The following is a 22,202-nucleotide window of genomic DNA, read 5'->3' as shown; positions in this document are numbered from 1 at the left end:
ACTCCCCAGGGAAGGTCCATGCTTCAAACACCGAGGGGCGGTGCCGGCCACGGCACCGCCGCCACGGACGGTGGCTCGATGAGCATCGGCACCGTACTGAACGCGCTGCGTGACGAGTTTCCCGAGGTCACCATCTCCAAGATCCGTTTCCTGGAGTCGGAAGGGCTGATCGAGCCGCAGCGGACCCCTTCGGGGTACCGGAAGTTCAGTGTGCGGGACGTCGAGCGTCTCGGTCACGTCCTGCGGATGCAGCGGGACCACTATCTGCCGCTCAAGGTCATCCGCGAGCACCTGGACGCCATGGAGCGCGGTGAGGCAGCTGCGCTGCCGACCGTCGGCCGGCAGCGGGACGGTGAGAGCGTCGTGGAGGCGCCGGAGGGTCCCACCGTCGCCAGGATCGGCCGGTCCGAGCTGTTGGCGGCCGCGGGCATCGGTGAGCCGGAGCTCGAGGAGTGGGAGTCGTACGGCCTCGTCGCGCCCTTGGAGGACGGGGTCTACGACGCCGAGGCGGCCACGGTGGCGGCGCTCGTCGCCGAGCTGGGCCGGTTCGGGATCGAGCCCCGGCATCTGCGGGTGATGAAGGCCGCGGCCGATCGTGAGGCCGGTCTGGTGGACCAGGTGGTGGCCCCGCTGAAGCGCCACCGCAATCCGCAGACGAGGGCCCACGCGCAGGCCCGTACGAAGGAGATCGCGGGCCTGACGGTGCGGCTGCACACGGCGTTGGTGCAGACGGCGCTGGGGGTGCGGCTGCCCTGAGCGGGCGGTTTCGCCCTGGGCGGATCGGTCACCCGTTCCCGGCCCGACTACCCAAACGTCCCGGGCACGGCCTAGGGTTGCTGTGTGAACGAGCTCGATGTCGTAGGTGTCCGGGTCGAGATGCCCTCCAACCAACCGATCGTGCTGCTGCGTGAAGTGGGAGGCGACCGCTACCTTCCCATCTGGATCGGACCGGGTGAGGCGACGGCGATCGCCTTCGCCCAGCAGGGCATGGCTCCCGCGCGACCGCTGACCCACGACCTGTTCAAGGACGTGCTGGAGGCCGTGGGCCAGGAGCTGACCGAGGTGCGCATCACGGACCTGCGGGAGGGCGTCTTCTACGCGGAGCTGGTCTTCGCCAGCGGGGTCGAGGTGAGCGCGCGTCCCTCGGACGCCATAGCGCTGGCGTTGCGCACGGGGACACCGATCTACGGCAGTGACACGGTCCTGGACGACGCGGGGATCGCCATCCCCGACGAGCAGGAGGACGAGGTGGAGAAGTTCCGCGAGTTCCTCGACCAGATCTCGCCCGAGGACTTCGGCACCAGCAACCAGTAGCCGGCACATGCGCGCGAGGCGGGCGTCCTGCACCGGGACGCCCGCACTGTTTTCGGCAAATGCCACCGGCGAGTGAGAGCGTCCTACGGCTTCTTCTCAGCGCATTCGGCTAGCCTTTCCCCGCGGCGGGGTGCGGGAAACCACTCTCAGGGTGATTATCACTCGGCGTGCCGAGTGTGGCGATCGTTGACGCACCCCTGGTGACTGCCTACCGTCGAGAAGGCAGGATCCTGCATCTCGACATGGATGCCTTCTTCGCGCAGGCGGAGCAGGCGTCCAAGCCGAGCCTGCGCGGGAGAGCGGTGGTCGTGGGTGGTCTGGGGCCCCGCGGCGTGGTCGCGACCGCCTCCTACGAGGCGCGGGTCTTCGGGGTGCACTCGGCGATGCCCATGGCCCAGGCGCGCCGGCGGGCGCCGAACGCGGCGTATCTGGTGCCGCGCTTCGCGTTCTACCGGACGATCAGCGAGCAGGTCATGGGGCTGCTGCGGGCGCTGTCGCCGCTGGTGGAGCCGCTGAGTCTGGACGAGGCGTTCGTGGACCTGGAGGCCGGGGGAGCGGCCTGGGACAGTGACTCGGCGCGGCTGGCGGGGATCAGACTGCGTGCGGACATCCGGGCGGTGACCGGGCTCACGGGCTCGGTGGGCCTGGCCTCCTGCAAGATGCTGGCGAAGATCGCCTCGGAGCAGGCGAAGCCGGACGGGCTGGTGCTCATCGAGCCGGGCACGGAGCGGGCCCTGCTCGGCCCGATGTCGGTGCGGACCCTGCCGGGGGTCGGTCCGGCGACAGGGGACCATCTGCGGCGGGCCGGCATCCTCACGATCGACGAGATCGCCGAGGCCGGTGAGGACGAGCTGGTGCGGCTGCTGGGCAAGGCGCACGGGCACGCGCTGTACGCCATGGCGCTGGCCCGCGACGACCGGCCCGTGGTGGCGGAGCGGGAGGCCAAGTCGGTGTCGGTCGAGGACACCTACGACGTGGACATCCATGACCGGGTCCGGGTGGAGCTGGAGGTGCAGCGGCTCGCCGACCGGTGTGTGCGCAGGCTGCGCGGGGCCGGTCTGTCGGGGCGGACCATCGTGCTGAAGGTCCGGCGGTACGACTTCTCCACGCTCACCCGGTCCGAGACCCTGCGCGGGCCCACCGACGATCCGGCGGTGGTCCGGGAGGCGGCGGCCCGGTTGCTGGACTCGGTGGACAGCACGGGCGGGGTGCGGCTGCTGGGCGTGGGAGTGAGCGGGCTGGCCGACTTCACCCAGGAGGACCTGTTCGCGCAGGCCGCGGGGGACCGGACGGACGGGCCCGAGGAGGAACTCGCCGAGGTCGAGCCCGTGGGCGAGGTGCCGGTGCCGGTCGAGCACCAGTGGCGCCCGGGACACGACGTGCGCCATGCCGGGCTCGGACACGGATGGGTGCAGGGCAGCGGCCTGGGCCGGGTCACCGTGCGGTTCGAGACGCCCGAGTCGGAGCCGGGCCGGGTGCGGACCTTCAGGACCGACGATCCTGAGCTGGAGCCGGCGGATCCGTTGCCGCTGGTGCGGCGAAGACCTGAGGGCGACGGCGGTGGCGCGGTGGCGGGAGCGCCGGATCCGGAGACGGAGCCGTCGGGTGTGGAGTCCGGGAACTCTGCCTGAGGCGGATCAGTTACACAGAGTGAAGCGGTTCGAAGTGCGGGGTGAGACGGAGCGGGGGCGGTGTCCCGAGAGGTGACACCGGTGACGGGGAGGAGTTGCATGAAGCTGCACGGAGGCCGGTGCGCGGATCCGGCCGGGGTGGCGCCGGAGCGTGAGGCCGAGACGCGCCGGGTGGTGGACCGGGTCACCCGGTGGGCCGGGAACCGGAGCGATGTGGTGGGGCTGCTGCTGGTCGGGTCCTGTGCGCGGGGGACCGCGCGGCCCGACTCGGACGTGGACCTGGTGGTGCTGTCGACGGCGCCCGCGAAGTACGCGGAGGACGGCGGGTGGGCGCGTGAGCTGGCCCTGGGGGAGGCGATCGGGGTCGCGGAGCGGGGGCCCGTCACCGAATGGCGGTATGCGACGGCCTCGGGGCTGGAGGTCGAGGTGGGCGTCGGTCCCGCCCACTGGGCTCGGACCGATCCGGTCGACGCCGGAACCCGGAGAGTGGTCACGGACGGCGCCGTGCCGCTGTACGACCCCGCCGGGATTCTCGGGGCGCTGATACGGGCCTGCGGCTGAGGGGGCTCAGCCGTCGTCCGTGCCGGCGAGCCGGCCGAAGTCGTGGTCGGGCAGCGGGGGAGGGGCGCCCACGTCGAGGCCGTAGTGGTGGTAGAGCTGGAGTTCCTGTTCCGGAGAGAGGTGGCGGCCCACGCCGAAATCGGGAGCGTCCTTGATCAGAGCCCGGTCGAAGGGGATGTGCAGGGTGCCCTCGACCAAGCGGCTGGGCTCCAGGGGGACGAAGGCGTCGCGGGAGAACAGACCGGTGCGTATGGCGGCCCACTCCGGCACCCCGGTGGCGTCGTCGAGGTAGACCTCGTCGACGGTGCCGATCTTGGTGCCGTTGCGGTCGAACGCCTTGCGGCCGATCAGGTTGCGCGGATCGATGTCGGTCTGCACGGGCCCTCCACTTGGTCGCAACTCATCCGTAAGCACTACAAAAGAGCACATTGGGACGAGCGGCCACTCGAGCGAGTCTCGTTGACCCCGCTGGTAGTCTGACAACGGCTGCTGACACCGCGCGGGAGAGTCCTCCGGACATCACCGGAGGCGCCGAAGGAGCAAATCCTCCCCGGAATCTCTCAGGCTCACGTACCGCACGGACGAGGTCACTCTGGAAAGCAGGGCGGGTGCCGACGGCGTCGACGGCTTCCGCTCTCACCGACGGTGAAAGCCGGGTGCCCTCGGGCGACCCGGTGAAGCTCTCAGGTTGAGATGACAGAGGGGGAGGCCGTCCGGGTACCCACCGTGGTGACCCTCGAAGGTCGTGTCAGACCAGGAGGCCTCCGTAATGACCGCCCACCGCATTCCGCTCACAGAGCTCGAGCAGGGAATCCCCTTCGAACAGCGCCACATCGGGCCCGACCTCGAAGCGCGGGCCAAGATGCTCGCACAGGTCGGCTACGGCTCGCTCGACGAGCTCACCGCCGCCGCGGTCCCGGATGTGATCAAGAACGCCGACGCGCTGGACCTGCCGGGCGCGCGCACCGAGGCCGAGGTCCTGGCCGAGCTGCGCTCGCTGGCCGACCGCAACCAGGTCCTCGCCCCGATGATCGGCCTCGGCTACTACGGGACGTTCACGCCGCCGGTCATCCTGCGCAACGTCATGGAGAACCCGGCCTGGTACACGGCCTACACGCCGTACCAGCCGGAGATCTCCCAGGGCCGGCTCGAGGCGCTGCTGAACTTCCAGACCGTGGTCGCCGACCTCACCGGGCTGCCGACCTCCGGAGCGTCGCTGCTCGACGAGGGCACGGCCGCCGCAGAGGCGATGGCGCTGTCCCGGCGCATGGGGAAGAACAAGAAGGGCCTCTTCCTCATCGACGCGGACGCGCTGCCGCAGACGATCGCCGTGATCGAGACCCGCGCCGAGCCGACGGGTGTGGAGGTCGTCGTCGCCGACCTGAGCGACGGGATTCCGGCGGAGATCGCCGCGCGGGAGATCAACGGCGTCCTCGTGCAGTACCCCGGCGCCTCCGGTGCCGTCCGTGACCTCAAGGCCATCGTGGACCAGGCGCACGAGCTCGGCGCGTGCGTCACCGTCGCGGCGGATCTGCTCGCGCTGACGCTGCTGAAGTCGCCCGGCGAGCTCGGGGCGGACATCGCGGTCGGTACGACGCAGCGGTTCGGTGTGCCGATGGGCTTCGGCGGGCCGCACGCCGGTTACATGGCCGTCCGCGAGCAGTTCGCGCGCAGCCTGCCCGGGCGGCTGGTGGGCGTGTCGGTGGACGCCGACGGGCACAAGGCCTACCGGCTCGCGCTCCAGACGCGTGAGCAGCACATCCGCCGGGAGAAGGCCACCAGCAACATCTGCACGGCGCAGGTGCTGCTGGCGGTGATGGCGGGGATGTACGCGGTCTACCACGGCCCCGACGGGCTGCGGGCGATCGCCCGGCGTACGCACCGGTACGCCTCGATCCTCGCCGCCGGGCTCGCGGCCGGTGGTGTCGAGGTCGTGCACGGCTCGTACTTCGACACGTTGACCGTGCGGGTGCCGGCGAAGGCATCCGAGGTCGTCGCCGCCGCGCGGGAGCGCGGGGTCAACCTGCACCTCGTCGACGCCGACCACGTGTCGGTCGCCTGCGACGAGACGACCGCGCGAGCGCAGGTGTCCGCCGTCTGGGCCGCCTTCGGGGTGGACGGCGACATCGAGGCGCTCGACGCGGCCACCGCCGACGCCCTGCCCGCCGCGCTGCTGCGCTCCGACGCGGTCCTCACGCACCCCGTCTTCCACCAGCACCGCTCCGAGACCGCGATGCTGCGCTACCTGCGCAGGCTCGCCGACCGTGACTACGCGCTCGACCGGGGCATGATCCCGCTGGGCTCCTGCACCATGAAGCTCAACGCGACCACCGAGATGGAGCCGGTCACCTGGCCCGAGTTCGGACAGCTGCACCCCTTCGCGCCGGCCGAGCAGGCGGAGGGCTACCTGACGCTGATCCGCGAGCTGGAGGAGCGGCTCGCCGAGGTCACCGGATACGACAAGGTCTCGCTCCAGCCGAACGCCGGGTCGCAGGGTGAGCTGGCCGGGCTGCTCGCCGTCCGCGGGTACCACCGCGGCAACGGGGACATGCAGCGGACGGTGTGCCTGATCCCGTCCTCCGCGCACGGCACGAACGCGGCCAGTGCCGTGATGGCCGGCATGAAGGTCGTCGTCGTGAAGACCGCCGAGGACGGCGAGATCGACGTCGAGGACCTGCGGGCGAAGATCGAGCGGCACCGGGACGAGCTGTCGGTGCTGATGATCACCTACCCGTCGACGCACGGCGTGTTCGAGGAGCACGTCGCCGACATCTGCGCCCAGGTCCACGAGGCGGGCGGGCAGGTGTACGTCGACGGCGCAAACCTCAACGCGCTGGTCGGTCTCGCCAAGCCGGGTCACTTCGGCGGCGACGTGTCGCACCTGAACCTGCACAAGACGTTCTGCATCCCGCACGGCGGTGGCGGCCCGGGCGTCGGGCCCGTGGCCGTACGGTCGCACCTGGCGCCCTATCTGCCGAACCACCCGCTCCAGCCGGCCGCCGGGCCGGAGACCGGGGTGGGGCCGATCTCCGCGGCTCCCTGGGGCTCCGCCGGGATCCTGCCGATCTCGTGGGCGTATGTGCGGCTCATGGGCGGCGAGGGGCTGAAGAGGGCCACGCAGGTGGCTGTGCTGAGCGCCAACTACATCGCCAAGCGGCTGGAGCCGCACTACCCGGTGCTCTACAACGGGCCCGGCGGGCTGGTCGCGCACGAGTGCATCATCGACCTGCGGCCGCTCACCAAGGCGACCGGTGTGAGCGTCGACGACGTCGCCAAGCGGCTCATCGACTACGGGTTCCACGCGCCGACGATGTCGTTCCCGGTGGCGGGGACGCTGATGATCGAGCCGACCGAGTCCGAGGACCTGATCGAGATCGACCGTTTCTGCGAAGCGATGATCGCCATTCGCGGGGAGATCGAGAAGGTCGGGGCGGGCGAGTGGCCGGCCGAGGACAACCCGCTGCGCGGGGCCCCGCACACCGCGGCCGCGCTGGGCGGGGAGTGGGAGCACGCGTACACGCGTGAGGAGGCCGTCTTCCCGGCCGGTGTGTCCGCCGCCGACAAGTACTGGCCGCCGGTGCGCCGGATCGACCAGGCCTTCGGCGACCGGAACCTGGTCTGCTCGTGCCCGCCGCTGGACGCGTACGAGGACTGACACGAGGACTGCCGCGGGCACCGAGCGCGTGGGTGAGGGCCCCCGTCCGTTCCGGGCGGGGGCCCTCACATGCCCTTCGCGCGCCCTCGCGCGCCCTACGCCTTCGCCAGGGACACCTCGGTCGCCTTGATCAGCGCGACCACGTCGGAGCCGACGAAGAGGCCGAGGTCGGCGGCCGCCTCCTTGGTGATCACGGCGGTGAGCTCGCCCCCGTCCAGGGAGACCTTCACCGAGGCCATGACGCCGCCCGTCACCAGGCCGGTGATCGCGCCGGGGAGCCGGTTGCGGATGGAGAGGCCGTCGACCCGGCCGGTGGCCAGGGAGACCTCCGTCGACTTCACCAGGGCGTGGACGGCGGTGCCGGCGGTGAGGGCGAGTTGGTTCACGGCCTCCAGCGTGATGGCCGCCGTGAGGTCCTGGCCGCCGTCCAGACGGATCTTGACGATGGCCATGACCTCGCCGGGATCGACGGCGGTGACGGTGCCCGGGAGTTGGTTGCGGATGCTCAAGCTCATGAGCGTCAACGGTAGGCCGCCGGGCGCCTTGTGCGGGTGATGTACGGGTGTGCGTCGCGCGGGTCGCGTCAGGGCCGCGTCAAGACGCGACCCGCCGCCACGCCGCCTCGGTCCGGCCGCGGGTCCTTCGAACCGTGTCGGAGCGGTGGCTCGGGGGCGGGTCAGCCCGTGTGGACGCGGGGGCGGCGGTCGCGGTCCGGTTCGGCCTCGCGCAGGACCTCCCGGGTGACCGGGGCGACCTCGCCCTGGCCGAAGAGGAAGAAGCGCAGGAAGTTGGCGAAGGGGTTGCCCTCGGTCCATTCGAAGTAGATGTGCGGGATGCAGCCGGTCGAGTCACGGGTGTGCAGCAGCAGCGCGGCCAGGGCGTTGGAGATGGAGGAGGACTCCAGGGTCAGGACGCGGTAGCGGTGGTGCAGGACCTCGCCGCGCACGGTCAGGCCCGACTCGAACTCGGAGGGGTCGACGACGGTGACCTCGACGAAGACGAAATCCTCCCCGGGGATGTCGTTGTCCTGCCGGATCTGTTCGATCTTGTCGCGGTACTCGGCCCGGTCGCGCTGATCGGGCTCGTTGGCGATGAACCGTATCTTGCGGCTGGCCATGTCCCGGATGAAACGTTCCGCCATATCGTCCAGCGTCACGCTGGTCACCCGGAGCTCGAAGGCCCGGGCCAGCCGGGACAGCAGCGAGACCAAAATGATGCCCGCGATGAAGCAGGCGCCGATCTTCACGCCGTCGGGGCGCTCGATGACGTTCACCACGGTCACGTAGAGCAGGACCGCCGAGACCACGGCGAAGCCGACGGTCCAGCCGCGCTGCCGGGCGCGGCGGGCGGCGATGGTCACCGCGATCGCCGCCGAGGACATCAGGACCAGGACGCCGGTGGCGTAGGCGCCGCCCTGGGCGTCGACGTCGGCGTCGAAGATCCAGGTGACGAGGAAGGCGACCAGGGTGAAGACGACGACCATGGGGCGGACGGCGCGGGCCCAGTGCGGGGCCATGCCGTAGCGGGGGAGGTAGCGGGGCATCAGGTTGAGCAGCCCGGCCATCGCCGAGGCGCCGGCGAACCACAGGATGGCGATCGTCGAGGCGTCGTACACCGTGCCGAAGGCGTTGCCCAGGTACTCGTGGGACAGGTAGGCGAGGGCGCGTCCGTTGGCCTGGCCGCCGGACTCGAACTCCTTCTCCGGGATCAGCACCGTGGTGATGAAGCTGGTGGCGATGAGGAAGACGCTCATGATCAGGGCGGCGGTGGTCAGCAGCTTCTTCGTGTCCCGGATGCGGCCCGCGGGATGCGCCGAGGTGTCGTCCGGGTCGCCCTGGACGTGCGGCATGACCGCGACGCCGGTCTCGAAGCCGGACAGGCCCAGCGCGAGCTTGGGGAAGACCAGCAGCGAGACGCCGATCATCGCGAGGACGTTGCCGTGCTCCGCGGTCAGCGCGTCGGCCCAGTCGGTGACCACATGGCCCTCGGTGACCACGTGCCACAGGCCGACGACCACGACGACGACGTTCAGGCCCAGATAGACGACGACCAGCACGACCGCCACACCGATGGCCTCCAGGAAACCCTTGAGGAACACGGCGCCCAGCAGGGCGACCAGGAGGAGCGTGATCACCATCTGCCGGTCGTGCAGCACGCTGGTCAGGTGCGGGTTCTCGACCAGGTGGGTCGAGGCGTCCGCCGCGGACAGGGTGATCGTGATCAGGAAGTCGGTGGCGGCGAACCCGAGCAGGGTCAGGACGAACAGCTTGCCCTTCCAGAAGGACAGCAGCCGCTCCAGCATCGCGATCGAGCCCTCGCCGTGCGGGCTCTCCTCGGCGACCCGCCGGTACACCGGCAGGGCGCCCGCCAGGGTGACGATCACCAGCACGATGGTCGCCACCGGGGAGAGCAGGCCGGCCGCGAGGGCGGCGATGCCCGGCTGGTAGCCGAGGGTCGAGAAGTAGTCCACACCGGTCAGACACATCACGCGGTACCAGCGCTGGCCCTTGTGCTCGGTGTGCGCGGGGGGCGCGGCGGCGCTGTCCTGGGCCGTCCGGTGAGGGTGTCCCTTGCCCATGTCGGACAGGCCCTCCAGCATCCAGGAGCGCAGGCGGCCCGGGGGAGGGTGCTCGGTGGTGGGCATGGGGGTGCTCCCGATGTGCTGATCGGCGTGTGGTTTCGGCCATCACGCGGACGGCGGGATCAGCGTAAGCGGAGAGTGACGCCAGGGCCCCTGGATCATGGACGGGACGGCGTCAAGCTTCCGTTAAGACTGGTCGGTGGGCGGATACGCACCGTGACATTCCGTCGGGTCTGCCGCCGTTCGCGAGGGTGACGCCGCAGCGCGCCACGTAATGTTCGCCGATTGATCCGAATGTTTCGAGAGTCTTTGAGGCCCCGCTGGGCCTTCTTTCGTGAACTGACCCCCGGATTCCCTGTGTTCAAGGGGTTGCCACCCGTCGGACGGTGTCCCTAGGGTGCGGCAGCAGCGAAGCTTTCTGGATCTGGTTCGAAACTTTCGATCTATCAAGGAGCGCACGATGGGCGACCCGGCACTCTCCCGCCGCGGCTTTCTGGCGGCCTCCGCCGCGGCCGGTCTGAGCATGACGGCACTGAGCGCCTGCGGCGGCGACTCGGACGGGGGGTCGTCGGGAACGACCACCGTGGAGTGGTGGAACATCTCCACCACCCAGCCGGCCAAGGACGTCTGGGCCGCACTCGCCAAGCGGTTCGAGGCCCAGAACCCCAAGGTGAAGATCAAGATCGTGCAGTTGGAGAACGACGCCTACAAATCGAAGATGACGGCGCTGACCGCCTCCGGGAAGCTGCCCGACATCTTCCACACCTGGGGCGGCGGTGTCCTGAGGCAGCAGGTCGACGCCGGGCTCGTCGAGGACCTCACGGAACGGACGAAGGAGTGGGGCGACGGCCTGCTCCCGGTCGCCCGCGCGCCCTACCTGCTCGACGAGAAGGCGTACGGCATCCCGTTCGACATCGGCATGATCGGGTTCTGGTACAACAAGGCGCACTTCGAGCAGGCCGGGATCAGCGCTCCCCCGGCCACCTGGACCGCCTTCCTCGACGCGGTGCGCAAGCTGAAGGCCGCCGGGATCACGCCCCTCGCGCTCGCGGGCAAGGAGAAGTGGCCCGGCATGTACTACTGGGCCTATCTCGCGATGCGTACCGCCGGGGTCGACGCTCTGACCAAGGCCGGAGAGGACAAGGACTTCACCTCGGACGGGTTCGTCCAGGCCGGACGGCACCTCCAGGACCTCGTCGATCTCCAGCCGTTCCAGAAGGGCTTCCTCGGCGCCGCCTACTCCAGCCCCACCGGCCAGGCCGCGGCCGTCGGCAACGGCAAGGCGGCGATGGAGCTGATGGGGCAGTGGGCGCCGACGGTGGAGGCCGACGCGGGCAAGGGGCTCGGGGAGAAGCTCGGCTTCTTCCCCTTCCCGGCGGTCGACGGCGGCAAGGGCGTGATCACCGAGGTGTTCGGCGGAGGCGGGGGGCACGCCCTGCGCAAGGGCGCCCCGCAGGCCGCCGTCGACTTCCTGAAGTTCTTCGCCTCCGCCGCCACGGACACCGAACTGGTCAAGAAGACCGGGGTGCTGCCCGTGCTGCCCGCCGCCGAGAGCGCCATCACCGACCCCAACATCAAGGCCGTACAAGCCCAGTTGAAGGCTGCCACCGGTTTCCAGCTCTACCTCGACCAGGCCTACGCGCCGGCCCTCGGCCAGGAGGTCAACGACAGCGTCGCCGCCCTCATCGCCGGGTCCAAGTCGCCTCAGCAGGTCACCGAGTCGATCACCAAGGTCGCGAAGGAAGAGCAGTAGCCGGCGATGACCTCCACCTTCCTTCCGGACAAGCGCAGCGGCCCGGACGTCGGCCCGCCGCTCCCGACTTCCGGCTCGGGCCGGGCCCGGGCGCGGCGGCGGGCGCGGCACTGGCTCACCGCCGTCGGCTTCCAGGTGCCCGCGCTGGTCCTGTTCGGCACGCTCGTGCTGCTGCCGATGCTGTTCGCGCTGTACGCCTCGTTCTTCCGCTGGGGCGGCTTCGGCATGCCCGACGACTACATCGGCGGCGACAACTTCACCCGCCTCCTCCAGGACCCGGTGTTCCTGGGCGACCTGTGGCGCTGTCTGCTCCTGGTCGGGCTCTCGCTCCTGCTCCAACTGCCGTTCGCGCTCGCCCTGGCGGTCGCGCTCAACCAGAAGATCCGCGGCCGGGCCGTGTACCGGATGCTGTTCTTCGCGCCGTACATCCTCTCCGAGGCGATCACCGGCGTGCTGTTCAGCATGATCTTCGCCCCGGACGACGGTCTCGCCGACCACGTCCTGGGAGCGGTCGGTCTGGACGGGGTGGGCGGTCAGTGGTTCGCCGACCCCTCCACCGTCATGGCCACCCTGTTCCTGGTCATGACGTGGAAGTACTTCGGCTTCCACATGATGCTCTACCTGGCCGGACTCCAGTCCATCCCGGCCGAGTTGACCGAGGCCGCCCTGATCGACGGAGCGGGCCCCTGGCAGCGCTTCCGCAACGTCACCCTGCCGCTGCTCGCGCCGACCCTGCGGATCAGCGTCTTCCTGTCGGTCATCGGCTCGATCCAGCTCTTCGACCTGGTGTGGGTGGTCACCGCGGGCGGTCCCGACCACCACTCCGAGACCATGGCCGTGACCATGTTCCAGTACGGCTTCAAGCGCTACCAGGTCGGCTACGCCAGCGCGATCAGCGTGGCGATGTTCGGCATCAGTCTCGTCTTCGCCCTCGCCTACCAGCGGTTCGTGCTCCGCCGCGACCTTCAGGGCGCCACCACGACCATGCGAGGAGGCGGCGCGTGAGAACCCGCGAGACCGGCCACGGCGCCCGCAGGACCGGACGGACGTACCCCCTGCACCTGGTCCTCGGGATCGTCGGCGCGGTGATGGCCGTACCGCTCCTCTACGCCGTGCTGTCCGGCTTCAAGTCCACCGACCAGCTCTCCCGCAACCCCATCGGCCTGCCCGACCCCTGGGTCACCTCCAACTACACGGACATCCTGGGCTCCGGCTCCTTCTGGCAGCTCGTCGGCAGCAGCACGCTCATCGCGGCCGGTACGACCGTGGTGGTCGTCGCGGTGTCCGCGCTGGCCGCGTTCTCCTTCGCCCGGTTCGCCTTCCGCGGCCGGGAGATGCTGTTCACGCTGTTCACGATGGGGCTGATGTTCCCCTTCGCCGTGGCGGCGCTGCCCCTGTTCCTGCTGCTGCGCTCGATCGGACTGCTGGACAACCCGCTCGGCGTGATCCTGCCGCAGGCCGCCTTCGGGCTGCCCATGACCATCGTCGTGCTGCGCGGGTTCTTCCGGCAGATCCCCGCCGAGCTGGAGGAGGCGGCCACCCTCGACGGCTGCGGGCCCCTGAAGTTCTTCTGGCGGATCCTGCTGCCCATGGCCCGGCCCGCCCTCGGCACGGTCTCCGTGCTCGCCGTGGTCGGCAGCTGGAACAACTTCCTGCTGCCGCTGCTGGTCTTCAACGAGCCCACCTGGTGGACCATCCCCATCGGCGTCCAGCAGTTCCAGGGCCAGTACTCCGCGGAGTACGCGCGGGTCTTCGCCTATCTCGTGCTCGCCATGGTGCCCGCCCTGGCGTTCTACTCCGTCGCCGAGCGCCAGCTCGTGGGCGGCCTCACCGCCGGCGCCACGAAGGGATGACGCGCGCCCGCGGACCGTACGGCTCACCCCTACCGTGAGGAGTCGCACCATGCCCAGCACCGCCGCCCGCACCCGGCTCAGAGTCGCCGGCGCCCTCGCAGCCGTCCTCGTCGCCTCCGGTCTCGCCACCGGACCGGCCGCGCGGGCGCACGAGGGCCCGGCGCACGGCAAGCCGCGTACGACCCTCGCCGACCTCGCCCAGCGTCACGGCCGCTACTTCGGCAGCGCCACCGACAACCCCGAACTCACCGACGCCGCCTACACGAGGATCCTGGGCGAGGAGTTCGACATGATCACCCCCGGCAACGGCATGAAGTGGTACGCCACCGAGCCGCAGCAGGGCGTCTTCGACTGGACGGCCGGCGACGAGATCGTCGGTCTGGCGCGCGACCACCACCAGAAGGTCCGCGCCCACACCCTCGTCTGGCACAGTCAGCTGCCCGGCTGGCTGACCGGCAAGGAGTGGACGGCGGACGAGTTGCGGGCCGTCCTGAAGAACCACATCCAGACCGAGGTACGCCACTACCGGGGCAAGGTCTACGCCTGGGACGTCGTCAACGAGGCGTTCAACGAGGACGGCACCTACCGCGAGACGGTCTTCTACAAGACCCTCGGCCCGGGTTACATCGCCGACGCCCTGCGCTGGGCGCACCAGGCCGACCCGAAGGCCAAGCTGTATCTCAACGACTACAACATCGAGGCCGTGGGCCCGAAGAGCGACGCCTACCACGCCCTGGCCAAGGAGCTGAAGGCGCAGCGCGTCCCGCTCGACGGCATCGGCCTCCAGGCGCATCTCGCCCTCCAGTACGGCTATCCGACGACCCTGGAGGACAACCTCCGCCGCTTCTCCCGGCTCGGCCTGGACACCGCGCTCACCGAGGTCGACGTGCGGATGCAGCTCCCCGCGACCGACGAGAAACTGGCACAACAGGCCGACTGGTACCGGGACATGACCGAGGCGTGCCTGGCGGTGCGGCGGTGCGTCGGCATCACCGTCTGGGACTACACCGACAAGTACTCCTGGATCCCGGCGTTCTTCCCCGGTGAGGGCGCGGCCCTGCCCTGGGACGAGCAGCTGGCGCCGAAGCCGGCCTACGGGGCGATCCGGGAGGCGCTCAGCTAGCGCGCGGCGGCGCGGTGCTCGCGCGGACCACCAGTTCCGTGCCCAGTTCCACCCGCGGCGAGTCGGGGCGCTCGCCGCGGGCCAGGCTCAGCACGGTGCGGGCGGCGAGTTTGCCCATGTCGGCGAGGGGCTGGCGGACGGTGGTCAACGGCGGGGCGGACCAGCGGACTTCCGGAAGGTCGTCGAAGCCGACCACACTCATGTCCTCCGGGGCCCGCAGGCCGCGTCGGCGCAGCGCCTCGATCGCGCCGAGCGCCATCCGGTCGCCGGCCGCGAACACGGCGGTCGGCGGTTCGGCCAGGCCGAGCAGGGTGGTGCAGCCGGTGAAGCCCGACTCGGGCCGGAAGTCGCCGGGGACGACGAGGCTCTCGTCGACGGTGAGACCGGCCGCCTCCAGCGCGGCCCGGTAGCCGTCGTGACGGGCGCGGGAGCACAGCAGCCGGGGCGGGCCGGCGATCAGGCCGATCCTGCGGTGGCCCAGCGACAGCAGATGCTCGGTGGCCGCCAGACCGCCCGCCCAGTTGGCGGCGCCGATGGTCGGGGTGTCGAGGGCGGGGGAGCCCATCGGGTCGACGACGACCAGCGGGACGCCCAGGATGCGCAACTGCTCGTGCAGGGTGGGTTCGAGGGCCGAGGTGACCAGGATGACGCCGTCACAGGCGCGGGCGCGCAGGTTGCGCATCCATTCGCGGGCGTAGCCCGAGCGGCCGTGGATCGCCGACACCACGGTGCCCGCCCCGGCCGCGTGGGCGACCTCCTCGACCCCTCGGATGATCTCCACCGCCCAGGGGCTGTCGAGGTCGTCGAAGACCAGGTCGAGCAGCGCGGCCCTGGTGCGGGAGGCGGTGGGGCGCTTGCGGTAGCCGTGCAGCCGCAGCAGGTCCTCGACCCGGGCCCGGGTGAGCGGCGAGACGTCCGAGCGGCCGTTGACGACCCGGGACACGGTCGGCACCGAGACGCCGGCCTCGCGGGCGATCTCCGTGATCGTGATCCTGCGCCGGGACGCGGGCACGGTGCCGTCCGCTGTCACTTCCCCCACCTCCGTCGTGGTTCCGGCCACCGCGCCGAAACTTCCAGAAGTCTTCCGGAACACGCGCCGCCGTGGGAAGTCATGACGAAGGCCGCACCACGCCGAGACGGACCGGACACGGGGAGTGAGCGGCGGTGCACATGCGTCGGGGCCGGTTCGCGGTGTGGCCGCGGGCCGGCCCCTCAGGTCTACGGACGGCGGTCCCGCGCCGTCCGGCCGGTGTCAGGCCGCGGTCACGACCCGGTGGGGGGCGATGACCCGGCCGTCCGGCAGGAGCTCACCGGTGTCCTCGAAGAGCAGGACGCCGTTGCACAGCAGGCTCCAGCCCTGCTCGGGGTGGTGCGCCACGAGGCGCGCCGACTCCCGGTCGGCTGAGGTCGCTGTCGGACACGGTGGCTGGTGCTGGCACATGGATGGGAACTTCCGCTCTGGCGTGTGGTCCGAGATGGCTGTGGTGTCTGTTCCGCGGCGTGAAACGTCGTTCATGGCCGCCCCCCGTTGTGATAAGTCCGTCGGAACCCAGTGTTGCCCCACGGAGGTCGATCCGCAGGGATTTCGCGGCACCGCTTCTCACAGGTTCATGACGCGTCACCCACGCGGGCGGTTCATCTCAACCGCACTGTCACTTCGGATGGTTCCCGATGGCCGGACAGGACTAGTCCCGACGGCGCCCCGCAGGTTCCGCGGTCACCGGAGCGCGCCGTACCCCGCCACCGGGGCCGCGGTGACGGGGTACGGGGCGCGTGGGTACGGCGTCGAGCGGTTGTGCGGGCGGGCGGTCAGGCAGGTGAACCGAGCAGCGGTGGCGCCGCCGGTGTCACCCGGAGGGTCAGCAGCGGGAGCAACTCGGCGACCCGGTGCGCGCGGTGTGCCGCGATCCCGGGCGGGGCCGGGGCCAGCGGCACCAGCAGGTCGGTGGGCACGGGGCGGCCGGTGGTGCCGTCCGAGGCGCTGTCGCCGTGCAGCCACAGGGTGAGCATGTAGAGCCCGGGCACCGACAGCAGTCGCGCCTGGAACGGCTGGGAGGTCGACTCGGCCTGGCGCAGGGCGCGTTCGGTGGAGGCGATGTAGGGGCCTTCGAAGAAATGGGAGAACGCCCAGCCGTCCGGGGTGAGCCGGGTCTCGGCCGCGGCCACGGCGCGGTCGCCGCAGCGGATCAGGAAGCGCCAGCCGGCCAGCCGGGTCGCGGCCACGCCGTCGGGGGTGATCCGGTCCAGCACGTGCAGGGGCAGAGGGAGTTCGGGAGTGACGTCGCCCTGGGCGGTGCGCAGGGAGGGGGTACGAGCCTCACGGACCGCGGTGGGGGAACCGAGTGCCATGAGGACGGAGCGAAGTGCGGGCGCGGGAGCCGGGGGGACATGCAAAGGCATGGTGGGTCGCCTCTCATTCGACAGGCACGGTGGCGCGAGGGCGTGGGCGGACGGCGCTGTCAGCTAGCTCTCGAACAGGTCGGAGAGGCGGGGGCCGGAGTCTGGGGATGCGGGAGTGCGGGGGTGCGCGAGCGGCCTGCCGTCAGCTCGACGACAGGCTCCTTCGACCGTGGGCGCCAACCTTCTCTGCCTTGTCCGCGGAGTTTATACGACATGTGTTCAGACTGTGTTTCGTCTAGTCGATCCCGGGACACTCGGCAAGGGTTCATTCGGTCGGCGATAGGGGTGAATCATCCCGATTCAGAACGGGGTGCGCGGCGATGACCTCGTCTTATGCGTGTGACGCGGTCGGCGTATTCCTGTCGGCATTTTTCACGAGTTCCTCATTTCGTGAAAAGTCCTTCGGCCGCATGCCCGGTGAATGTGCCAGCGGTCACCGCCGGTGGCTTTCGGTCAGCGTAGCGGGTGCCGGGGCCCGCGGGGGACGTTATCGATCGGCACGGCTGGGCATCATCCACCCTGACCCGGATCATCCGGCGGCCGGGATCGCCGGACCGCCCACGCGAGGAGGGACGCTTCGATGGGGGAAAAGGTCGTGGCAGGCGCGTTCGACCTGTCCGATCGTCAGCACTACCGGGACAAGCTCCGGCGGTGCCTGACGGGGCTCGAGCGGCTCCTGGCCCAGAAGCGCTTCGATCGCCCCAAGAACCTCATGGGGCTCGAGATCGAACTGAATCTCGCGGGTGCCGACGGCCAGCCGAGAATGTTGAATGGACAGGTGCTGGAGCGGATCGCCAGCCGAGATTTTCAAACAGAACTCGCCATGTTCAATCTGGAAGTGAACATTGCTCCACACCGATTGGGAGGCCGGGTTTTCGACCGACTCGCGGAAGAACTCCGTACGTCACTGGCATATGCCCATCGAAAGGCGGGCGAGGTCGACGCCGGCATCGTGATGATCGGTATTCTGCCCACCCTCGACCGGGACGACCTCGTCTCGTCGAACCTTTCCGACGTCGACCGCTACACCCTCCTCAACGACCAGATCGTGGCCGCCAGGGGGGAGGACTTCACCCTGGAGATCGACGGCGTGGAGCGGTTGTCGTGCACCTCGAAGTCGATCGTGCCCGAGGCGGCCTGCACCTCCGTGCAACTGCACCTCCAGGTCACGCCGGGCCGCTTCGCCGCGGTGTGGAACGCCGCGCAGGCGGTCACCGCCGCGCAGATCGCCGTCGGCGCCAACTCGCCCTTCCTGTTCGGTCATGAGCTGTGGCGGGAGTCGCGGCCGCCGCTGTTCCAGCAGGCCACCGACACGCGGCCGCCGGAGCTCCAGGCGCAGGGCGTACGGCCGCGGACGTGGTTCGGCGAGCGGTGGATCGACTCGGCGTACGAGCTGTTCGAGGAGAACCTGCGGTTCTTCCCGCCGCTGCTGCCCATCTGTGACGAGGAGGACCCGCTGGAGGTCCTGGAGGCGGGCGGGGTGCCGTCGCTCGCCGAACTCGTCCTGCACAACGGCACGGTGTACCGCTGGAACCGGCCGGTCTACGGCATCGCCGACGGTGTTCCGCACCTGCGGGTGGAGAACCGGGTCCTGCCCGCCGGGCCGACCGTGACCGACGTGGTCGCCAACGCGGCCTTCTACTACGGAGTGGTCCGGGCCCTGGCGGAGGAGTCCCGGCCGGTGTGGTCCCGGCTGCCGTTCGAGGCGGCCGAGGCCAACTTCGACGCGGCCTGCCGGTACGGGATCGACGCGCGGCTCCAGTGGCCGCGGCGGGGGCGGCTGGGCGGTGTGGCCGAGGTGGACGCGGTGAGTCTCGTACGGGACGAGCTGCTGCCGCTGGCGGAGGCCGGGCTGGACGGGTGGGGCGTGGAGCCGGCGGACCGTGATTTCTATCTCGGCGTGATCGAGGAGCGGTGCCGGCGGCGGACCAACGGGGCGTCCTGGCAGGTGGAGACGTTCCACCGGGCGGTGGAGGCCGGGATGTCGCGGGACGCGGCGCTGGCGGCGACCACGCGGCGGTACGCGGAGCTGATGCATCTGGGGGAGCCGGTGCATACGTGGCCCGTGGGGTTGCCGGAGCCTGCGTCCCTGGGGTGAGGCGGGGTCGGTTCGGCGGAGTCGGTCGGCGGGGTGCTGTCCGAGGGCTCGGGGGGCTCGGGGAGTCCGGGGGATCGGGGAGGCTCGGGGCTCTCGGTGGTTCGTCGGCCGCGGGGCCGTGGGGGCTGGTCGCGCGGTTCCCCGCGCCCCTGAGCGGGGTCGGTGGCGGGCGGGACTCCGACGCGGGTGGGTTTCCGTGCGGGCCGGTGGGGGTTGCGTGGTGGGTGGGTTTCCGTGCGGGCCGGTGGGGGTTCCGGCGCGCACGTGGGTGTTCGTGCCGGACGGCGGGATTCCCGCTCGGGTCGGATTCGCGCCGAGCCGGGGGCTTCTCGAGGGGATCAGTTCGCGTCGCCCTGGGTTCCCGCTCGGGTCGGATTCGCGCCGACCCGGGGGCTTCTCGAGGGGATCAGTTCGCGTCGCCCTGGGTTCCCGCTGCCACGATCGCCTTCAGGATCACCGTGTGGATCTGGGAGGGGTCGGTCACCGACTGGCCGGAGCCGCCGGTGACCCGGGCTATCCGGTCGGCCTCCTCACGGTCCGCGTCCGGGCCCACCGCGATCATGATGAGGGGTACGGGGCGCTCGGGGCCCGCGAGTTTCCCGAGTTCGGTGAGAAGCGTGGCGCGGGAGATGCTGCCCGGGTCCTGGTTGACCCCGTCCGTCAGGATGACCACGGCGTTGAACTTGCCCTTGACGTACGAGGCGGTGGCCTGCTGATACGCGGCGAGCGTGGTGTCGTACAGGCCGGTGGCGCCGTCGGGGACCGGGGCGAGCGCGCCGAAGGCGGCGGACAGTCTGTCGCGCTGGGTGCCGCCGCCGCTCGCGGTGTCGCCGAGCCGCTCGGTGGGGACCAGGACGCGGTAGTCCTTGTCGCCGTCGAGGCCGGTGGAGAACTCCCACAGGCCGATCTCGTCCTCCCGCGTGAAGGTCGCGAGGGCCTGGAGGAGCGAGGACTTGGTGACGTCCATGCGGGAGCGTCCCGTACCGGGGACCGGTTCGGCCATGGAGGAGGAGGCGTCGACGACCGTGGTGAGCCGGGCGCTCTGCACGGTGATCGTCCACGTGCCGAGGGTCTCCTCGACCGCCGTGTCCGACGCGGGCTCGGCGGCCGGTTCGGAGAACGGCTGCGGGCTGCTGCCGCCGGCCGCCGTCACCAGGGTCCGCGGGGTGTCGTAGTCGGAGGTCCGGAAGCCGTGCTTCTGGAGGAGCCGCTGCTGCTCGGGGCGGCGCAGATAGGTCATGAACCGGATCGCGGCCCGGCTCTCGTCGGTGCTCAGCCGGGTCTTGTCGACCAGCGTGTACGGGTAGTCGAGCCGCGGTGAGCCGTCCTTCGGGTAGAACAGGTCGAGGTCCGGGCCCGCGTCCGCCGACGCGTCGTACGTGAACGAGGCCTGCTCGGTGACGACGACCGCCTGATTGCGCCGGGGATCGCCCTGCTCGGCGCCCGAGGCGCCGCGCGGCAGTGTCTCCAGGACCTGGGCGTCCGTCTCCGACACCCGCTGGGACAGCGCCTTCATCAACGCGGCCGTCCGGGTGTCGCCGTCCTCGACGCCGGACGCGGCGGCGCCGATCCGGGTCAGCGCGAGCAGCCCGGTCGCGCTGCGCGCCGGATCGGCCGCGCCCAGCCGCGGGGAGCCGCCCTGAAGGGTCGCGCCGGCCAGCTCCGGCCAGGAGTACGTCTTCGTCGGCCAGCCCAGCGACTTGGCGGCCGCCGGGACCATCGCCACCCCGACGGGGGTGGAGGCCACGTTGCCCACCGGGGTCACGCCGGTCGCCTTGCGGTCGGCGGTGATCCGCTGGACCCACAGGTCGGAGTCGGCGACCCACACCTGCGCCTCCGGGTCCTTGCCCGCCGCGAGCGTCCCGGCGACCTCGGACGACTCGCGCGCCGCGACACTGACCGCGAGGCACTGTCCGTCGGAGGTGAGACCGCTGTCCTCGGCCCGCTTCGCCGCGACCGTGAGCGCCGGGGCCAGATCAGGGGAGGCGGTCACCGTCAGCCGTACGGGGTGGTCGCGGCAGGACGAACCCAAGGAGAGCAGACCGCCGCGCAGGGTGGCCGCGGCGGCCCCGGCGACCGTGAGGACGAGTGCGGTGGCGAGGGCCGCGGTACGGCGGCGACTACGAGCACGGGGGTCGCTGCCGCCCGCCCCGTACCGATCGGGCAAGCTGTGACGTCCCATGACGGTGGTGCCCCTCCCTGTCGGCCCCCGTGGCGGAAATCCGCCGCACGGCCTGCGAAGGGGAGGACGCCCCGTACGGCGTCCGTCCCCCCGACGGCCTGTCACGCACGATCTTCGTCAATTCTTTCGAGACCCTAGCGAGGCTGCGGTGGGGATGCGGCGGGTTCACGCAACTGGAGGCACGTGTGCAGGTGGAGGCAGGGTCGGTGGCTGATTCTTTTCCGCGGGAACAGCTCTCGCGCCGGATTTTCCGCGACGAGACACTGCTCGTCCTGGGGGTTTCGCTCGGTGCGAGCGGTGTGTCCGCCCTGATCAGCTTTGTCGGATCGGTCACCAAGCCGGGTGGTCTGAAGGACCAGGCGGCGACGCTCAACGCCTCGGCCGCGCCGGGTCGTCCATGGCTCGATCTCGCCTGGCAGCTGTTCGGGATCGCCTCGGCGCTGGTCCCGGTGGCCCTTGTCGCGCACTTCCTGCTGCGCGAGGGACAGGGGCTGCGGACCCTGGGCTTCGACCGCACCCGGCCCTGGCCGGACCTCGGCCGCGGGGCGGCGATCGCGGCGGTGATCGGCAGCAGCGGCATCGCCTTCTACCTGGCGGCACGCGGCCTCGGCTTCAACCTCACGGTGGTGCCGGAGGCGTTGCCCGACGTGTGGTGGAAGTACCCGGTGCTGATCCTTTCCGCGATGCAGAACGCGATCCTCGAAGAGGTCATCGTCGTCGGCTATCTGCTGCGCCGGCTGGGCCAGTTGGGCTGGACGCCGGGCGCCGCGCTGGTGGCCAGCTCCGTGCTGCGCGGCTCGTACCACCTCTACCAGGGCATCGGCGGCTTCATCGGCAACATGGTGATGGGGGTGGTGTTCGTCTACCTCTACCGGCGCTGGGGCCGGGTTGGCCCCCTGGTGGTGGCCCACTCCCTGCTCGACATCGGGGCCTTCGTGGGATACGCGCTGCTGGCGGGGAAGGTGGGCTGGCTGCCGACCGCGTGAGCCGGCCCTCGCCGCCCCGCCTTCCTCCTCCGTGCCCGACTGCCCCGGCTTCCCCGGCCGGCTTG

The 22,202-nt window shown here is 70.8% G+C and carries 18 protein-coding genes and 1 riboswitch; of the genes, 11 read left to right on the top strand and 7 right to left on the bottom strand.

What is annotated here, in order from left to right; all coding sequences use genetic code 11:
* Positions 1–18 precede the first annotated feature (18 nt).
* The 4 genes from ftsR to AOQ37_RS23240 all read left to right on the top strand — a co-directional run bounded on the left by ftsR (position 19) and on the right by AOQ37_RS23240 (position 3,506).
* Positions 19–756: a transcriptional regulator FtsR gene (gene ftsR, locus AOQ37_RS23255; protein WP_062646537.1), complete on the top strand. Its 738-nt coding sequence runs from the start codon at positions 19–21 to the stop codon at positions 754–756.
* 84 nt (positions 757–840) lie between these two features.
* Positions 841–1,314 (top strand): bifunctional nuclease family protein, encoded by a 474-nt coding sequence (locus AOQ37_RS23250; protein ID WP_004934251.1) that lies wholly within the window; start codon positions 841–843, stop codon positions 1,312–1,314.
* A gap of 242 nt (positions 1,315–1,556) precedes the next feature.
* The gene (locus tag AOQ37_RS23245) at positions 1,557–2,945 is read left to right on the top strand and encodes a DNA polymerase IV (protein ID WP_062646536.1); all 1,389 of its coding nucleotides are present in this window, start codon (positions 1,557–1,559) and stop codon (positions 2,943–2,945) included.
* A gap of 99 nt (positions 2,946–3,044) precedes the next feature.
* A complete protein-coding gene (locus AOQ37_RS23240) occupies positions 3,045–3,506 on the top strand; it encodes a nucleotidyltransferase domain-containing protein (protein WP_062646535.1) in 462 nt (153 codons plus the stop codon).
* Positions 3,507–3,512: 6 nt separating this feature from the next.
* On the opposite strand, the gene AOQ37_RS23235 is transcribed toward AOQ37_RS23240, so the two are convergent.
* Complete coding sequence (locus tag AOQ37_RS23235) at positions 3,513–3,884, bottom strand: PRC-barrel domain-containing protein (RefSeq protein ID WP_062646534.1); 372 nt, start codon at positions 3,882–3,884, stop codon at positions 3,513–3,515.
* Between the two features lie 112 nt (positions 3,885–3,996).
* A riboswitch (glycine riboswitch) is annotated at positions 3,997–4,092 on the top strand.
* A gap of 183 nt (positions 4,093–4,275) precedes the next feature.
* Here AOQ37_RS23235 and gcvP point away from each other — a divergent pair.
* Positions 4,276–7,161, top strand: coding sequence for an aminomethyl-transferring glycine dehydrogenase (gcvP, locus tag AOQ37_RS23230; protein ID WP_062646533.1), 2,886 nt, complete (start codon positions 4,276–4,278; stop codon positions 7,159–7,161).
* Between the two features lie 95 nt (positions 7,162–7,256).
* Here gcvP and AOQ37_RS23225 read toward each other — a convergent pair whose 3' ends face one another.
* Both AOQ37_RS23225 and AOQ37_RS23220 read right to left on the bottom strand, forming a co-directional pair.
* Positions 7,257–7,676 carry a TOBE domain-containing protein gene (locus tag AOQ37_RS23225; protein ID WP_062646532.1) on the bottom strand — a complete coding sequence of 140 codons (420 nt, stop codon included), beginning with the start codon at positions 7,674–7,676 and terminating at the stop codon, positions 7,257–7,259.
* Positions 7,677–7,837: 161 nt separating this feature from the next.
* Positions 7,838–9,805, bottom strand: coding sequence for an APC family permease (locus tag AOQ37_RS23220; protein WP_062646531.1), 1,968 nt, complete (start codon positions 9,803–9,805; stop codon positions 7,838–7,840).
* A 397-nt stretch (positions 9,806–10,202) separates the two neighbouring features.
* On the opposite strand from AOQ37_RS23220, the gene AOQ37_RS23215 reads away from it, so the two are divergent.
* The 4 genes from AOQ37_RS23215 (at position 10,203) to AOQ37_RS23200 (ending at position 14,471) form a co-directional block, all read left to right on the top strand.
* Positions 10,203–11,495: an extracellular solute-binding protein gene (locus AOQ37_RS23215; RefSeq protein WP_062646530.1), complete on the top strand. Its 1,293-nt coding sequence runs from the start codon at positions 10,203–10,205 to the stop codon at positions 11,493–11,495.
* A gap of 6 nt (positions 11,496–11,501) precedes the next feature.
* Positions 11,502–12,500 carry a carbohydrate ABC transporter permease gene (locus tag AOQ37_RS23210; RefSeq protein WP_062646529.1) on the top strand — a complete coding sequence of 333 codons (999 nt, stop codon included), beginning with the start codon at positions 11,502–11,504 and terminating at the stop codon, positions 12,498–12,500.
* An 83-nt stretch (positions 12,501–12,583) separates the two neighbouring features.
* The gene (locus AOQ37_RS23205; RefSeq protein ID WP_234436989.1) at positions 12,584–13,348 is read left to right on the top strand and encodes a carbohydrate ABC transporter permease; all 765 of its coding nucleotides are present in this window, start codon (positions 12,584–12,586) and stop codon (positions 13,346–13,348) included.
* A 49-nt stretch (positions 13,349–13,397) separates the two neighbouring features.
* Complete coding sequence (locus tag AOQ37_RS23200; RefSeq protein WP_062646527.1) at positions 13,398–14,471, top strand: endo-1,4-beta-xylanase; 1,074 nt, start codon at positions 13,398–13,400, stop codon at positions 14,469–14,471.
* Here AOQ37_RS23200 and AOQ37_RS23195 read toward each other — a convergent pair.
* The 3 genes from AOQ37_RS23195 to AOQ37_RS23185 all read right to left on the bottom strand — a co-directional run bounded on the left by AOQ37_RS23195 (position 14,464) and on the right by AOQ37_RS23185 (position 16,871).
* On the bottom strand, positions 14,464–15,501 hold the full coding sequence (locus AOQ37_RS23195) for a LacI family DNA-binding transcriptional regulator (protein ID WP_062646526.1): 1,038 nt from the start codon (positions 15,499–15,501) through the stop codon (positions 14,464–14,466). The two genes, AOQ37_RS23200 and AOQ37_RS23195, sit on opposite strands and share 8 nt — an antisense overlap.
* 222 nt (positions 15,502–15,723) lie before the next feature.
* Entirely contained in the window at positions 15,724–15,912 is a 189-nt protein-coding gene (locus tag AOQ37_RS23190) for a DUF5999 family protein (RefSeq protein ID WP_057580598.1), read from the bottom strand.
* A 368-nt stretch (positions 15,913–16,280) separates the two neighbouring features.
* Complete coding sequence (locus AOQ37_RS23185) at positions 16,281–16,871, bottom strand: hypothetical protein (protein WP_062646525.1); 591 nt, start codon at positions 16,869–16,871, stop codon at positions 16,281–16,283.
* Positions 16,872–17,451: 580 nt separating this feature from the next.
* On the opposite strand from AOQ37_RS23185, the gene AOQ37_RS23180 reads away from it, so the two are divergent.
* The gene (locus AOQ37_RS23180) at positions 17,452–18,969 is read left to right on the top strand and encodes a glutamate-cysteine ligase family protein (protein WP_062646524.1); all 1,518 of its coding nucleotides are present in this window, start codon (positions 17,452–17,454) and stop codon (positions 18,967–18,969) included.
* A 406-nt stretch (positions 18,970–19,375) separates the two neighbouring features.
* Here the strand turns inward: AOQ37_RS23180 and AOQ37_RS23175 are convergent, their stop codons facing one another.
* On the bottom strand, positions 19,376–21,151 hold the full coding sequence (locus tag AOQ37_RS23175) for a substrate-binding and VWA domain-containing protein (protein ID WP_062646523.1): 1,776 nt from the start codon (positions 21,149–21,151) through the stop codon (positions 19,376–19,378).
* Positions 21,152–21,336: 185 nt separating this feature from the next.
* Between AOQ37_RS23175 and AOQ37_RS23170 the strand changes: the two genes are divergently transcribed.
* Positions 21,337–22,137, top strand: coding sequence for a CPBP family intramembrane glutamic endopeptidase (locus AOQ37_RS23170; protein WP_062646522.1), 801 nt, complete (start codon positions 21,337–21,339; stop codon positions 22,135–22,137).
* Positions 22,138–22,202: the final 65 nt, after the last annotated feature.

The sequence above is a fragment of the Streptomyces maremycinicus genome (genome assembly GCF_001184025.1).
GTDB classification, from domain to species: domain Bacteria; phylum Actinomycetota; class Actinomycetes; order Streptomycetales; family Streptomycetaceae; genus Streptomyces; species Streptomyces maremycinicus.
The sequence above is the reverse complement of the archived record's forward strand: the minus strand, read 5'-3'. Positions and strand labels throughout refer to the sequence as shown.

What these genes read in the sequence shown, in the direction of transcription:
- ftsR (WP_062646537.1), top strand. Translation starts at nt 19, where the DNA reads ATGCTTCAAACACCGAGGGGCGGTGCCGGCCACGGCACCGCCGCCACG.
- AOQ37_RS23245 (WP_062646536.1), top strand. Translation starts at nt 1,557, where the DNA reads ATGGATGCCTTCTTCGCGCAGGCGGAGCAGGCGTCCAAGCCGAGCCTG.
- AOQ37_RS23240 (WP_062646535.1), top strand. Translation starts at nt 3,045, where the DNA reads ATGAAGCTGCACGGAGGCCGGTGCGCGGATCCGGCCGGGGTGGCGCCG.
- gcvP (WP_062646533.1), top strand. Translation starts at nt 4,276, where the DNA reads ATGACCGCCCACCGCATTCCGCTCACAGAGCTCGAGCAGGGAATCCCC.
- AOQ37_RS23225 (WP_062646532.1), bottom strand. Translation starts at nt 7,676, where the DNA reads ATGAGCTTGAGCATCCGCAACCAACTCCCGGGCACCGTCACCGCCGTC.
- AOQ37_RS23220 (WP_062646531.1), bottom strand. Translation starts at nt 9,805, where the DNA reads ATGCCCACCACCGAGCACCCTCCCCCGGGCCGCCTGCGCTCCTGGATG.
- AOQ37_RS23215 (WP_062646530.1), top strand. Translation starts at nt 10,203, where the DNA reads ATGGGCGACCCGGCACTCTCCCGCCGCGGCTTTCTGGCGGCCTCCGCC.
- AOQ37_RS23210 (WP_062646529.1), top strand. Translation starts at nt 11,502, where the DNA reads ATGACCTCCACCTTCCTTCCGGACAAGCGCAGCGGCCCGGACGTCGGC.
- AOQ37_RS23205 (WP_234436989.1), top strand. Translation starts at nt 12,584, where the DNA reads ATGGCCGTACCGCTCCTCTACGCCGTGCTGTCCGGCTTCAAGTCCACC.
- AOQ37_RS23200 (WP_062646527.1), top strand. Translation starts at nt 13,398, where the DNA reads ATGCCCAGCACCGCCGCCCGCACCCGGCTCAGAGTCGCCGGCGCCCTC.
- AOQ37_RS23190 (WP_057580598.1), bottom strand. Translation starts at nt 15,912, where the DNA reads ATGTGCCAGCACCAGCCACCGTGTCCGACAGCGACCTCAGCCGACCGG.
- AOQ37_RS23185 (WP_062646525.1), bottom strand. Translation starts at nt 16,871, where the DNA reads ATGCCTTTGCATGTCCCCCCGGCTCCCGCGCCCGCACTTCGCTCCGTC.
- AOQ37_RS23180 (WP_062646524.1), top strand. Translation starts at nt 17,452, where the DNA reads ATGGGGGAAAAGGTCGTGGCAGGCGCGTTCGACCTGTCCGATCGTCAG.
- AOQ37_RS23175 (WP_062646523.1), bottom strand. Translation starts at nt 21,151, where the DNA reads ATGGGACGTCACAGCTTGCCCGATCGGTACGGGGCGGGCGGCAGCGAC.